The organism is Pectobacterium aroidearum (assembly GCF_041228105.1).
Classification (GTDB): Bacteria; Pseudomonadota; Gammaproteobacteria; order Enterobacterales; family Enterobacteriaceae; genus Pectobacterium; species Pectobacterium aroidearum.
Map to the genome: position 1 here is coordinate 1,893,600 of NZ_CP166097.1, position 13,294 is coordinate 1,906,893.

Here is a 13,294-nt window from a genome sequence, read left to right on the forward strand (position 1 = left end):
TATCTGGCGGTTGAGAAAATACCGCCATGATGCAAATCAGAAATCTGTTTTACTCAGAAATAACCTATCAGAGTATGTTCAATGATTGAATGCGGCGCTCATATTCCTCGATCCAACAATAAAAAAACTCATCATACAGCGGAGCATCTTCTGGTTTTTTAAGAGAGTTTTCATTGAACTCTTTTTTATAATATTCTGAAAGATTATATAAGAGTTTTTTTAGAAAGAAATGATTAGGAACTAAAATACGGTTAAAAGCAAAATCAACATTTCCTCTATAAGTAGGACCAATTATGGAGCTTTCTCCATAAAAATCAATTACACTGCTATTCACTCTGATTTCTCTCTCCCATGTGAAATCAATCCCATGCGGATGGTCATTATCTCTTAGTAACGGCTCATGTCTTGCATATCTCCATTTAAGATTATCCGGTAACGAATGAGACTCTTCCTGAGTGCAGTTAATAATTTGCTTTCCACCAAGTGTATATATGTCATTTTTATAAAACTCCAATCCAAAAGGTTGATATTTAGAACGGTCAGTGTGGATAAAGTTTATTGGGGTTTCCGTAAAACAAATACATGGATGACCATAAGTTATATTTAACGATTGCCCAGATTTTAACTCTCCAGAAGTAAGTATCTTTATTAAGGTCTGAAATGCATCTTCATACCATAACTCTTTGTTTCCTAATGATGTGTTTGCTCTAATCCAATGGTAGCAATAACCTGAACTATCTTCCCTTTTAGCCATGTCTCATTCTCTCACATAAATTTTTTAGTAAGTACCCTTATCAGTATAACAATTGATAAATGTTTGATGTGTTAAATTAAAATAATTATTTTTAATGGCATTTCCCTCTTTAAATAAAGAGGTGATTTTAAAAATCTACTTATCTAATTGATATATTTAATATATGTTATTTATAGTAATGTTAAGCCTGCGAATACACCCTCATTTTGGAGTTAAGGATCATGGGATATTTAATTAACCACCATGTTTTAGTGTCTGTAGTGCTTTAAATACATTTCAACAAAAACATCACGAGGCTCAACTTCACTACCAAGAAGCTGCTTCTTAAACTCGTATATTAGGGTTATTTCGTTCTCAGTCAACGGGGAACGTCCATCATAGTTTACGAATGAGCAAATCGATTCGCTGAGCTCTTTGATATCCATATCATCCTAATCATTATAATTGCATCAATGGTCTTGTGTGTTCATTAACGATAATATGCAAAGTGCAAAACCATTGAAAAGGAAATTTATATGGCTAATTATGCATACATGACTATCGAAGGTAAATCACAGGGATTGATTTCTGAGGGTTGCTCCACATTAGAATCTATTGGTAACCGATATCAGGCAGGGCATACCGATGAAATCATGATTTTGGCTTTTAACCATATGATGAGCAATGACGGCCATGCCGTCCATAACCCAATCACCCTGGTAAAACCTATCGACAAGTCAACGCCGTTAATGGCAATGGCATTGAACGAGCAAGAGAAGGTCAAAGTGCTGCTCGACTTTTACCGCACCACGCAACATGCCAAGCAAGAGAAGTTTTTCTCCATTCAGATCAATGATGGACTCATATCTGATATCAACCTCGTCATGCCTAATATCATTGATGATGGGGCTGGCCTGATATTGGAGCATATCTCTATCAGGTATAAAGATGTGACATGGACGCACCACAAAGCCGGAACGTCTGGTTATGCATTGTGGGAAATGACGAAGTTCATGAACTGAACAAGTGCAGGGGAGGCCCTGCATTCACTTTTCATCAAGCCATGTGAAGAGCTTCCCTAATCCGAAGCAGACTGCAATGGCGATGATGAGATGAATGGTTTTTTCATTCCACGGAGCATATCCAACCAATAAAATATAGATGATACAAAGAAAGGATATGCTGAAAAGAGCAAATATGATGTTTTTAAATAAAAAATAGACCGTTTTTTTTAAGAGTTTAAGCATGTCATTTCATCCGGTATTCAACTTTATCAATCAGATTGTTAAACATACCTGCGCCATAAGTTCTTCTCATTTTTATCGCTTCAACCAGTGGCTCCACTTGATCTTCGAAAAGAAAGAAAAGAAGATCTAAATCATCTCTTCTTAGTTCTGAATAAACCTCAGGATTCTGCTCTCTCAACGACCGGGATCTATATATTGCTCTATCCATCATTCCACCTAATAGCAATACATAATACACCATTGCGGTAGACACTTTTGGCATATTACCAATGCGCTTGGATGTGATCATCACAGCCTGAGAAACAATGAATCCACCGACCAATCCTCCGGCTACCTTATTATAAATTGCCTCTTTTTTAGCTTCGGAAACATTACGGTTGAAGATGTTGAATATGCGGGTTATTGCTTCAATGATCTTATCTCTTGATACAATCCCTTTATGAATCGCTCTGATCAGCCTTTCTACCTCTCTTTCTCTTGATGAGCGAGAGTCGGTATCTATAAAGCCATATGCGAGATAACCGTAGTTCTTGCCTATCTCTGATATTCCAGATCCCATCCCTTCATAAAAATCCGTAGTGGTTAGCATCTTCACTATACGGTCAGCCAGTTCATCCAGATCTGCTTCAGTCACTGTCATTCCATCCGTGAATTACATGATTGCGTTACGATTGATTGTAATGCAATCAACTAATGAGCGGAATACATTCTTATTACATTAATAGCTTGCTATTTATTTGGTGAGGATAACCGCTATTTGATTCATCATGGTTGAAGGTATGCTCATGTCTCAAAAAACAATGTAAAAGGCGGTTATCAGAGGGGGATGTGTTGATTTTCAGATATAGATAACCGTTAGGTCGTGAATAACTCAATGAATTTTTAACGAAAGACGGTATCATCTATGCCACTGACCCAAAGAATTCACCGGTCAGTAACTGGCGTAAAAAGTGATTGAGTTACAAAAACTGTTTTTATGATTGAATTATTATATGAGGGATTATGAGCGGAAATATTTTTCCAGATGATTTCCTGGAACAACTTAGCAAGATAACGATTAAAGAAATCCCTGAGCCTAATTTCTTTGATGTAGGTGGATGTGGTTATTTTGAAAACCCTACATCAGATTTAATGGCATTGTTTATGGGAGGTCATGGAAAAGTAACGCCGTGGTTGTTGAAGGCATTATTAAAAGTATTAAAAGTAGATGCTGAGAATATGGATTTTTCGTCACTCACTGCCAAGAGAGAAGTGGGCTGTGAGGATGGAGAAAGAATCGATATCGTAATATGCCATGACGATTTTATAATCGGCATAGAGAATAAAGTTATCTCCGGTATTAACAATCCGTTTGAAAAATATGAGGAACAACTTAAGAAATACATTGATAATAATCAAGATGTATATAAGTGCATACTTAAGCCCTCATGGAATAAAAGCTCAGTAAATAATGACTGGGAAGTTATTACCTATACTGAGTTGGCTGATATGGCAATTTCCCTTCTGGGTCAGGATATGATTAATGAACCATTAAGTAAATGGACGATTTTCTACAACGAATTTTTATCCCATCTATCTGCATTGAGTGAGGAAGAAATGAGTGATTTATTGAGTAATGAACAGTCTGATTTTATCACGGAAAATTTTGGAAAACTTATAAAAGCTAAACAGCTTTTGGAGGCGTTTGAAAATACTATCTCTCAGGAAGGGAAAAGTGTCATTTCCAAAATCCTTCCTGACAGCAATATCACCAATCGTATGAATAATTGGGATGAGGATTATAAAGCATTGCACTTTTATCCAAGTGAGTGGGGAGGCGAAAAAACGTATATGACTTTGGTTTATAGTCCTGATGGGGATGGAATTGAATTTTATGTCAATGCTGAAATTAATAAAAATCAATATTCCGATATAGCCTATCTCAAGGGTGAAGTAGAAAAGAGCATAGCCAGGAATGATTTCATACCGAGTGCAAGTAATGAAGATTACTCTGTCTCTTCCTCAAAAAATGGAGCCCATCTTTCTCTCAGTTTCTGGGGGCTATCGAAAGATAAACAGGGAGCAATGACGCTGCTGCATGATATGACTGTGTGGGTGAATGAAAAAATAAAATCTGTTCTGTAAATGCGGCTTTTTTTGCACGATATGGGCTACTTTCCTACAAAATGTAGCCCATCTACGTTGAACCGCGTGCCTGAAAAAGCCCCAACGACCATGAAGGGGCTAAAAGGGCAGTGGTTATTGCTTCCTGTTGGCAAACTCAAACGGGCTAACTACTCCATTGCGATTCGCATCCAGAAAATCAGCCCACCATTGCAGCATCAGTTTACGCTGATCAAGATGGCTGACTTTATGGGTATAAGCAGATCTAACGGTGTTTTTCTCTTTATGGCTCATTTGAAGCTCGACTGTATCTTCCGACCACAATCCAGATTCTGTTAATGCACTACAAGCTAACGTGCGAAAGCCATGCCCACACAGATCGGTTTTGGTGTCATATCCCATACGCTGAAGGGCTTTATTGATAGTGCCTGAACTCATCGCAGAATCACTGTCGTAAAACCCGGTGAAAATAAACCCATCACCAACTTTTTCACCATAAGTGATCTGTTTAACCTCTTCCAAGATCTCAACCGCCTGCCTGCACAGTGGGACAAAATGCTTTCTCTTCATTTTGGCACCACGGCCAGAGTGTTTTACCCCTTTAACTTCCTTCCGTTGTTCAGGGATAACCCAGAGAGATTTTTTGAAGTCGATTTCACTCCATCGGGCAAAACGTAACTCACTTGACCTGACAAAAACCAATAATGTGAGCCTGATCGCTAATTCTGTTAAAAGACCCCGGCCACGGTAGTTGTCGAGTTTTTGTAAGAGATCGGGAATTTCATAGATTTCGATAGAAGGGCGGTGAACTGTCTCACCTTTTTCGATAGTGCCTTGCAAATCATAAGCAGGGTTATAACTGATGATCTTCTGCTGGACGGCGTATCGCATGATAGAGGTTGTATACTGCTTCAGGCGCATGGCGATGTCGAGATAGCCTAATTTCTCAACTTTTCTGAGGGGGATGAGTAAATCACTGGTATCAAGCTCTGATACACCACGTTTTCCCAGATCTGGCAGAAGGTAGCTTTCAATACGTCTCCAGACCTTAACCTTGTAGTCTTCTGACCACTTGGTTTTGGTTTCAGCCCATGCACGAGCGATTACAGCAAAGGAGCGGGACTCATCGTGTGTCCCTGGTTGATCCCTGATACTTGCCTTTTTCTTAGCTCCGGGATCAATCCCATTAGCAATCAGCTTACGCGCTTCATCACGACGCTCCCTTGCGTCAGTCAACGAAATAGCAGGGTAAACGCCCAACGCTAACAGTTTTTGCTTTTGTGCAAAGCGGTAGGAAAGCCGCCAGTATTTAGATCCGTTCGGGTGGACAAGCAGGTGCATACCAAGACCATCAGTAAGCTTGTATTCTTTCTCAAGAGGTTTAGCTTTTTTTACTTTGGTGTCAGTAAGTGACATAGATTCTCTTTCCTTTTTGTTGGTATAAGGAAAATCTAACCAGAACTACCAAGAAATCTACCAACAAAATTGCTGGATATAGGTGTATTTCAGTGGATGTTAGTAGACAAGAGAGGGGAGGCAAGTGATTGATTAAATGCAAAAATGTAGACGCCCGTAGACGTCTACATTCTTTAATTTGGCTCCTCTGACTGGACTCGAACCAGTGACATACGGATTAACAGTCCGCCGTTCTACCGACTGAACTACAGAGGAATCGGTTAAGTGCGATGGATAATAGCGGGAGCATTTCGGGTTGTCAAAGGCTGTTATCGTTCGGTGCGTTTGATTGCCGAACTAATAACCAACATATTGAAATTATTGCTCAAGTTGAGCACGGGAAAGCAGTGAAACGTGCCGGTTAGCGGGCAGGGCTGCACTCTAAAATAGCAGGGTTTGCTTTAGGATGGTGCAGATGGGGAGTGGTTCTGTGACAGGTTCTGCATGTTAAATCAGAGGGGTTGGTTAGCAGAATCATTGCTTTTCCTTATTTTACCTGTGGCTTATCAATGAGGTATCACTTTTTCTTAGGTATAGGAACATAATATGGCGCGCTTTTTGCTACCTCTTTAGGGTAACTACTCAGGAGGCAGACATGAATCTTAGACGGCTCAAATATTTTGTGAAAATCGTTGATATCGGTAGCCTGACGCAGGCTGCTGAGTTGTTGCATATTGCACAACCGGCGCTGAGCCAGCAGGTCGCGACGCTGGAGAGTGAACTCGAAAAACAGCTGCTGGTGCGGAGTCGGCGTGGTGTAACGCCTACCGAGGCGGGGAAAATTCTTTATTCTCATGCACAGACGATATTGTCACAGTGTGAACAGGCAAAGGATGCGGTGAGTGGCGCACGACAATCAATGAGTGCGTAAGCGTTAACGATTAGAGCCAGCCATTTCCCGATGGCTGGCTACTTAATCTGATTCTCTTTTCTGGCATTCTGCCTGAAGTCTATGTGTTTCTGTTTTTTTTTCGTGAACTTCATCACAATTCACAGTTTTATCGATCTTCTTCAGAAAAGCGACTTTTGCTCTTAAAAATAAAATGGGTTTTTAGTTTTTTTATTTATTTGGTTTATTTATCTTCAACTTCATTTTATTGCCGCAGTGTGAATATGATTTCCGTAAAATGATAATAGACACTAGCGATCAGGCCATTCACAGTGTTACATTAATCTTCGTTATGTTTTCTCTAATCCTGTACGTCATGACAGGTCTTGCCTTATGGGTGTATGACGGTTATTTTTTTGATTTAGGAGTTCAAATGAATAATATCCTCTCTCATCTTTTAATAAAGTTGGCAGAAAAAGAAGTTGGAGAAAAAGCGCTTAACGCGAAGATTGAATCGTTAGAGATGCTGATTTCTGCCATTGTTTCAACATTTGATGACAGTAAAATCAATGAGTTAAATAGAAAGATAGAAGGCGCTGTTGCTGATGCTTCTCAGCGAAAGGATGACCATAATTCCTTAGCTTTCGAACTATTAGCAAAAAATATCAATCGAATCACAACCGTTTCATTACGGGAATAACTTTCTTATATATCAATGGTGACGACATTAATTGATCGCATATTAATTTTGCATATCCAATTGAGAATTGTTTATATCCAATAATAGAGAATACTTGTGCTATGTGTGATTTTGCTGAAAAAAACTGAAGGCGCCGACGTTGTCCGCGCCTTTCTTGCATTTATATGCTTTTTACTTCACGTCAATAGTCTGCTTTTTCCGACGAATAAACTGATAAGCAATAGCCAGAACAATAAACCACAGCGGCGTGACAATCAGCGCCTGCCGGGTATCTGGTTGTAATGTTAACAGTACAATAACAAAAGCGAAAAAGGCCAGACATACCCAGCACATGAAAATACCCAATGGCATTTTATAGGATGACTCGGTATGTAGCTGAGGGCGCTTTTTACGATAGGTCAGGTAAGAGCACAGGATGATGCTCCAGATGAACATGAATAAAATAGCGGAGACGGTGGTCACCAACGTAAAGACGGTCATCACGTTCGGAATCAGGTAGATCAATACAACGCCGGAAAGCAAACAAATACAGGAAAACATCAGTCCAGTCGAAGGAACGGCGCGTTTAGAAAGCATGCCGAAGCTTTTCGGGGCATCGCCTTGTTTAGCCAGACCAAAGAGCATACGGCTGGTGGAGAAGACGCCGCTATTTGCTGAGGATGCCGCAGACGTCAGGACGACGAAGTTGATCATACTGGCAGCCGCAGGTAAGCCGACAAGTACGAACATTTCCACAAAAGGACTCCGATCCGCTGTGATCGCACCCCAAGGCGTGACGGACATAATCATGATTAGCGCAAAAACATAGAACATGATGATGCGAATCGGAATGGCGTTAATCGCGCGAGGCAGTACGACTTTCGGGTTTTTCGTTTCAGCAGCAGTTGTACCCACCAGTTCGATGCCGACAAAGGCGAATACGGCGATCTGGAACCCGGCGAAGAACCCACTTATTCCTTTAGGGAACATGCCGCCATCATTCCAGAGGTTGGTAAAAGAGGCGACATTGCCTGATGGGGAAGAGAATTGCATCATCACCAACACGGCGCCGACTGCGATTAACGCAACGATAGCGACAATTTTTATCATGGCGAACCAGAATTCCATTTCGCCAAACAGCTTCACGGTTGCCAGATTTAGCGTAAGTAAAAGCAGAACGCAAAGCAGAGAAGAGACCCACTGCGATAAATCAGGGAACCAGAACTGAGAGTAGGCGCTGATGGCTACGACATCGGCTATCCCGGTGACAACCCAGCAGAACCAGTAAGTCCAGCCGGTAAAGAAGCCTGCCCATGGCCCAAGCAGGTCGGCCGCGAAGTCACTAAATGATTTATAGTTGAGATTGGAAAGTAATAGCTCTCCCATTGCGCGCATGACGAAAAACAGCATAAAGCCAATGATCATATAAACGAAGATGATCGAAGGGCCAGCCATGCTGATTGTTTTGCCCGAGCCCATGAATAGCCCAGTACCGATCGCTCCGCCGATGGCGATGAGCTGAATATGACGATTAGTCAGATTCCGTTGCAGTCCTTCGCCTTGTTCAGGGGCGAGATCTGCGGTTTCTTTTGATTGTTCGACCATTTAAGTACACGTTCCTGTTTCTGTCTGTGATGTTTTTTTGAGCTCTTTGGCGGCTCTCGTTTGCGAAAATCGAAACAAATAAGATAGCTCAACCGCGGTACTTATTACAGCGGATGTCTGAAATAGCCAGGCATAAAGAGGGCAGATAATGATGTAAAGTGATGCTGTATATTTTTCGCCCTAAAATGAAGAGGATATAAAACGATGAGAGGCATAGATAAATAGGTAGAGTAGGTTAACAAATTTACCAATCGCTAACAATGCTATTATCGTGAATAAAAAATTAATATGAAGTGTTTGACAGACGGGTCTGTGAGGAGAATAATCTCCCCCGTTGGGTCGTTAGCTCAGTTGGTAGAGCAGTTGACTCTTAATCAATTGGTCGCAGGTTCGAACCCTGCACGACCCACCAACAATATCAATGAGTTAAGGCTACTCTCTCAATTTGTTATTAGTGTTTTTCTTTTGTGTTAACATATTTTTAATTATATCCTTTATTAAATTTATTCGTATTTTCTGCATTAAATAACACCTCCCATTTTTTTTATTTAATCTCATCTCTACTACACTATTTTATCCTTAATAAATGGGGTTTTCTCTGGCGTGTTTTTATTCATATGGCGCGTTAACGTCGGTGAAAATATAACTCGGTTGATGATCTTGCTGAAAGTTATCGCCCGGCCTGATGAGGATGTGACTCAGGCTCCCTGAAGAGTCGCGATAAAGTGCTATGCTTAACAGATGGAATAGTCAACAGCGCGTAATGGTGTTAGCCAGTGCGTATGTAGCTTGGTATGACGAAATTTCACAGGGTTGTGTTCACATCCACTGGGGCGGCGTTTAGAGGTAGCTGGAATTTCCTGGTTAGCCATAAGCAAATTTCTGCTTGATTTCGGAGGTTCATATGGGATTCGAAAAATTACTGGCTGTCATAGAAAAAAGTCACCAGGATCCAAAATCAGTTATCTCATTGTCTGAATTGAGCCAGGCAATCCACGAGATAATTTGTACCGAAAGTTCGAAAGAGTACAAAATAAATGAATGCTTCACTGAGCTGAGGGAACTGGTTGATGAAAGAAAAGCGCTCTCGAGGAAACAGTTCCTGGATAAAGCGTTGGTGACGGAATTAACGCAATATAAAAAGAAAGAAGAGGCGCTACTTTTGAAGCTCATCAGTATCGGGAATAAATAGACGAGAGTCTCTATTTTCTAATCAGGGAAGCAAAGCTAAATATCACTACACCGCCGTTGCAAATTATTAAGATGGCGGTGTAGCAAATAGTGCTATTTACGGTAACTGGTTTTGATTTGTTTAATCGTGTTATCAAAAACAGCGGCTTGCTCAGCATCTTCCAATTGAGCAATATATCTTTCCATATTGATGATCACTTTACCGGCATCCGCCTGGCCAATTGCTTTTAATAACAGCGTCACCATCGCCTTCAGGCAGGTGACCTCGTGGGCCAGTGTTTCAGCGGATGCGGCAGTAGAAAAATCTACGTTGCTCATGTTTTCTCCTCAACAAGAAAAAGATGTTTTCCTTCGCCTGCTGCGGGCGTTACCGCTGATGCGACAGGCAGGTCCAGATGGACGGGAGTATAACATAAAGCATATTGTGGGTTGATATTATTCGCGGATAACATCATTTTAGTGACTGTTTTTTATGCATTTAACTTATTAAAAGAGCGACTATATTCTGGACGTTTTTTCGTGGAAAAGGCTATAGATGTGTTTCGTTTAATACATATGATGTTCACTATGGACGTTCTTCACTGAATATATTATTTGTATAATAAAGCGGTAAGCGATGGTAAAATTTCTAATGATATTCCGCTTACAATAGTGACTTTTTATTGACATTTAAGATGTAAAGCCAATTGCATGCCATTTGATTTGCATTGTTTTTTATACATTTTGTGCCATCGAACTGTTTATACTGTGTGGCGTATTTGAAATGTTAAGAATGTGATCAACATACACCCTCAGGTCGACGATATATTGTTATGATCGAGAATGCGCTTTATTCCTTCTCGGCATATTTTAAAATACATATTCATATAAATCAGTGTTCATTATTTTTTGAAACCAACGTAGTATCACCTGCAAGCAACTTTTTATGTAAGTGTTACTCCCTTTTTTGGAGAATTATTCTTTGATTAGCGTTTTTCTTGTTGATGACCATGAACTGGTGCGGGCAGGGATACGACGCATTCTTGACGATATCAAAGGTCTGAAAGTGGTTGGTGAGGCATGCTGTGGTGAAGATGCCGTGAAATGGTGCCGAAGCAATGATGTGGATGTTGTCCTGATGGACATGAGCATGCCGGGCATCGGCGGGCTTGAAGCAACGCGTAAGATCCTGCGTTTTACTCCAGATATAAAAGTCATTATGCTCACTATTTATACAGAGAATCCTCTGCCTGCAAAAGTGATGCAAGCCGGAGCTGCGGGATATGTGAGTAAAGCTGCTGCCCCTCAGGAAGTGATCTCAGCCATTCGAGCAGTGCATGCCGGTAAGCGGTATATTGCTTCTGATATCGCCCAACAGATGGCATTAAGCCAGTTGGAGCCGCAGACGGACGCGCCGCTGGAGTGTTTGTCTGAACGCGAATTACAGATTATGCTAATGATAACGAAGGGGCAGAAAGTGACTGAAATCTCAGATCAGCTTAATCTCAGCCCTAAAACAGTGAACAGCTATCGTTATCGTATGTTTAGCAAGCTGAATATCAACGGTGACGTAGAGTTGACTCATCTGGCTATCAAGCATGGGCTTTTTACCGCGGAGACATTGTTAAGTAGTGAGTGAGAGTTTCGATGCTTCGGCATTTTTAAAAACGGTAACGAGCCAGCCTGGTGTCTACCGTATGTATGATGCGGGCGATACGGTCATCTATGTCGGTAAGGCAAAAGACTTAAAAAAACGGCTTGCCAGCTATTTCCGCAGTCATGTCGCCAGCCGCAAAACCGAGGCGTTGGTCAAAAGCATCAAGCATATTGATGTCACGATCACGCATACAGAAACTGAAGCCTTACTGCTGGAACACAACTACATTAAGCTTTATCAGCCGCGCTATAACGTTTTGCTGCGCGACGATAAATCCTACCCCATGATTTTCCTGAGCGGTGACGCTCATCCACGTCTGGCTGTTCACCGTGGCGCCAAGCATGCGAAGGGCGAATACTTCGGCCCGTTTCCCAATGGCAATGCCGTGCGTGAAACGCTGATATTGCTGCAAAAACTGTTCCCAGTGCGCCAGTGTGAAAATAGCGTCTATCGCAACCGCTCCCGTCCTTGTCTGCAATATCAAATTGGTCGTTGCCTCGGGCCTTGCGTTAGCGGTTTGGTTAGCGAAGAGGATTATCAACAGCAGGTTGATTATGTTCGCCTGTTTTTGTCTGGCAAAGATCAGCAGGTACTGAATCAACTTATTTCCCGGATGGAAGCGGCCAGTCGCGATCTGAATTTTGAAGACGCAGCCCGGATACGCGATCAGATCCAGGCCGTTCGGCGGGTAACGGAAAAACAATTTGTTTCTGGCGACGGTGAAGATCTGGATGTGATCAGTGTGGCTTTTGATGCGGGTATGGCTTGCGTCTATGTCCTGTTTATCCGACAGGGAAAAGTGCTTGGTAGCCGCAGCTATTTCCCCAAAGTGCCTGGCGGTACGGAATTAGGTGAAGTGGTGCAAACGTTTGTTGGGCAGTTCTATTTACAAGGAAGCCTAAGCCGAACGCTTCCTGCAGAAATCCTGCTTGACTTCACCTTGCCCGATAAAGACGTGCTGACGGAGTCCCTGACGGAGGTTGCGGGGAGAAAAGTGCAGATTCAGACGAAGCCCCGTGGCGATCGCGCTCGCTATTTAAAACTGGCACGGACGAATGCTGCGACTGCGCTGGTCACAAAACTGTCCCAACAATCTACAATTCATCAGCGTTTGGCTGCATTGGCAAGCGTTTTGCAACTGCCAGAAATTCATCGAATGGAGTGTTTTGACATCAGTCATACGATGGGGGAGCAGACTGTGGCATCCTGCGTGGTATTTGATGCCAATGGCCCGTTACGTTCGGAATATCGCCGCTATAATATCAGTGGCATTACGCCCGGTGATGATTATGCTGCCATGGCACAGGTCCTCCGACGCCGGTACGGTAAAGCGCTGGATGAGAGTAAAATACCTGATGTTATTGTGATTGATGGCGGGAAAGGGCAGCTCGGCCAGGCTCAGGCCGTGTTTGACTCGCTACAAGTATCGTGGGATAAAAATAAGCCTCTGTTGCTTGGTGTTGCGAAGGGGAGTGATCGTAAAGCTGGGTTGGAAACGCTGTTTTTTGAAGCAACAGGCGAGGGCGTGGCTCTGCCACCCGATTCTCCTGCGTTGCATGTTATCCAGCATATTCGCGATGATTCTCATGACCATGCGATTGGCGGGCATCGTAAAAAGAGAGCAAAAGTAAAGAATACCAGTACGCTGGAGCTTATCGAAGGTGTCGGCCCTAAACGTCGTCAAACCCTGCTGAAATACATGGGAGGGCTACAGCCGTTGATGAATGCCAGTATTGAGGAGATTGCAAATGTTCCGGGAATTTCGCATGCATTGGCAGAAAAGATCTTCCATGCATTGAAACACTAGGGACAATGT

The 13,294-nt window shown here is 42.1% G+C and carries 11 protein-coding genes, 2 tRNA genes and 1 pseudogene; 8 read left to right on the plus strand and 6 right to left on the minus strand.

Features of this window, described 5'->3' with window-relative positions:
* Positions 1–67: 67 nt before the first annotated feature.
* Positions 68–754 carry a hypothetical protein gene (locus AB8809_RS08680; protein ID WP_349856157.1) on the minus strand — a complete coding sequence of 229 codons (687 nt, stop codon included), beginning with the start codon at positions 752–754 and terminating at the stop codon, positions 68–70.
* A 515-nt stretch (positions 755–1,269) separates the two neighbouring features.
* On the opposite strand from AB8809_RS08680, the gene AB8809_RS08685 reads away from it, so the two are divergent.
* A complete protein-coding gene (locus tag AB8809_RS08685) occupies positions 1,270–1,755 on the plus strand; it encodes an Hcp family type VI secretion system effector (RefSeq protein WP_038911501.1) in 486 nt (161 codons plus the stop codon).
* 226 nt (positions 1,756–1,981) lie between these two features.
* Here AB8809_RS08685 and AB8809_RS08690 read toward each other — a convergent pair whose 3' ends face one another.
* Positions 1,982–2,620, minus strand: a complete 639-nt coding sequence (locus AB8809_RS08690) for a hypothetical protein (RefSeq protein ID WP_236616670.1) — start codon at positions 2,618–2,620, stop codon at positions 1,982–1,984.
* A 362-nt stretch (positions 2,621–2,982) separates the two neighbouring features.
* Between AB8809_RS08690 and AB8809_RS08695 the strand changes: the two genes are divergently transcribed.
* Positions 2,983–4,104, plus strand: coding sequence for a PD-(D/E)XK nuclease family protein (locus tag AB8809_RS08695; protein ID WP_349856156.1), 1,122 nt, complete (start codon positions 2,983–2,985; stop codon positions 4,102–4,104).
* A gap of 114 nt (positions 4,105–4,218) precedes the next feature.
* Here AB8809_RS08695 and AB8809_RS08700 read toward each other — a convergent pair whose 3' ends face one another.
* Together AB8809_RS08700 and AB8809_RS08705 are read right to left on the minus strand one after the other, a co-directional pair.
* Positions 4,219–5,499: an integrase arm-type DNA-binding domain-containing protein gene (locus AB8809_RS08700; RefSeq protein ID WP_349856155.1), complete on the minus strand. Its 1,281-nt coding sequence runs from the start codon at positions 5,497–5,499 to the stop codon at positions 4,219–4,221.
* 179 nt (positions 5,500–5,678) lie between these two features.
* A tRNA-Asn gene (locus AB8809_RS08705) sits at positions 5,679–5,754 on the minus strand.
* Between the two features lie 379 nt (positions 5,755–6,133).
* Between AB8809_RS08705 and AB8809_RS08710 the strand changes: the two are divergent.
* Both AB8809_RS08710 and iraP read left to right on the plus strand, forming a co-directional pair.
* Positions 6,134–6,403, plus strand: a pseudogene (locus AB8809_RS08710) (LysR family transcriptional regulator); the annotation flags it as partial.
* 397 nt (positions 6,404–6,800) lie between these two features.
* Entirely contained in the window at positions 6,801–7,067 is a 267-nt protein-coding gene (iraP, locus tag AB8809_RS08715) for an anti-adapter protein IraP (RefSeq protein ID WP_015840872.1), read from the plus strand.
* Between the two features lie 171 nt (positions 7,068–7,238).
* Here the strand turns inward: iraP and cycA are convergent, their stop codons facing one another.
* Entirely contained in the window at positions 7,239–8,651 is a 1,413-nt protein-coding gene (gene cycA, locus AB8809_RS08720) for a D-serine/D-alanine/glycine transporter (protein WP_181828957.1), read from the minus strand.
* Between the two features lie 336 nt (positions 8,652–8,987).
* Here cycA and AB8809_RS08725 point away from each other — a divergent pair.
* Positions 8,988–9,063: transfer RNA gene (locus tag AB8809_RS08725), tRNA-Lys, on the plus strand.
* Between the two features lie 492 nt (positions 9,064–9,555).
* Complete coding sequence (locus AB8809_RS08730; RefSeq protein ID WP_137742527.1) at positions 9,556–9,843, plus strand: hypothetical protein; 288 nt, start codon at positions 9,556–9,558, stop codon at positions 9,841–9,843.
* A 92-nt stretch (positions 9,844–9,935) separates the two neighbouring features.
* Here AB8809_RS08730 and AB8809_RS08735 read toward each other — a convergent pair whose 3' ends face one another.
* Complete coding sequence (locus AB8809_RS08735) at positions 9,936–10,160, minus strand: DUF2594 family protein (protein ID WP_015840869.1); 225 nt, start codon at positions 10,158–10,160, stop codon at positions 9,936–9,938.
* Positions 10,161–10,803: 643 nt separating this feature from the next.
* On the opposite strand from AB8809_RS08735, the gene uvrY reads away from it, so the two are divergent.
* Both uvrY and uvrC read left to right on the plus strand, forming a co-directional pair.
* Complete coding sequence (gene uvrY, locus AB8809_RS08740) at positions 10,804–11,460, plus strand: UvrY/SirA/GacA family response regulator transcription factor (protein WP_010279369.1); 657 nt, start codon at positions 10,804–10,806, stop codon at positions 11,458–11,460.
* Positions 11,453–13,285, plus strand: coding sequence for an excinuclease ABC subunit UvrC (gene uvrC, locus AB8809_RS08745; protein ID WP_015840868.1), 1,833 nt, complete (start codon positions 11,453–11,455; stop codon positions 13,283–13,285). Before uvrY ends, uvrC begins: the two co-directional genes overlap by 8 nt.
* Positions 13,286–13,294: the final 9 nt, after the last annotated feature.

Excerpts from the sequence above, each read along its gene's own strand:
- AB8809_RS08700 (WP_349856155.1), bottom strand. The coding sequence starts at position 5,499 with ATGTCACTTACTGACACCAAAGTAAAAAAAGCTAAACCTCTTGAGAAA.
- iraP (WP_015840872.1), top strand. The coding sequence starts at position 6,801 with ATGAATAATATCCTCTCTCATCTTTTAATAAAGTTGGCAGAAAAAGAA.
- AB8809_RS08680 (WP_349856157.1), bottom strand. The coding sequence starts at position 754 with ATGGCTAAAAGGGAAGATAGTTCAGGTTATTGCTACCATTGGATTAGA.
- AB8809_RS08685 (WP_038911501.1), top strand. The coding sequence starts at position 1,270 with ATGGCTAATTATGCATACATGACTATCGAAGGTAAATCACAGGGATTG.
- AB8809_RS08690 (WP_236616670.1), bottom strand. The coding sequence starts at position 2,620 with ATGACAGTGACTGAAGCAGATCTGGATGAACTGGCTGACCGTATAGTG.
- AB8809_RS08730 (WP_137742527.1), top strand. The coding sequence starts at position 9,556 with ATGGGATTCGAAAAATTACTGGCTGTCATAGAAAAAAGTCACCAGGAT.
- cycA (WP_181828957.1), bottom strand. The coding sequence starts at position 8,651 with ATGGTCGAACAATCAAAAGAAACCGCAGATCTCGCCCCTGAACAAGGC.
- AB8809_RS08735 (WP_015840869.1), bottom strand. The coding sequence starts at position 10,160 with ATGAGCAACGTAGATTTTTCTACTGCCGCATCCGCTGAAACACTGGCC.
- AB8809_RS08695 (WP_349856156.1), top strand. The coding sequence starts at position 2,983 with ATGAGCGGAAATATTTTTCCAGATGATTTCCTGGAACAACTTAGCAAG.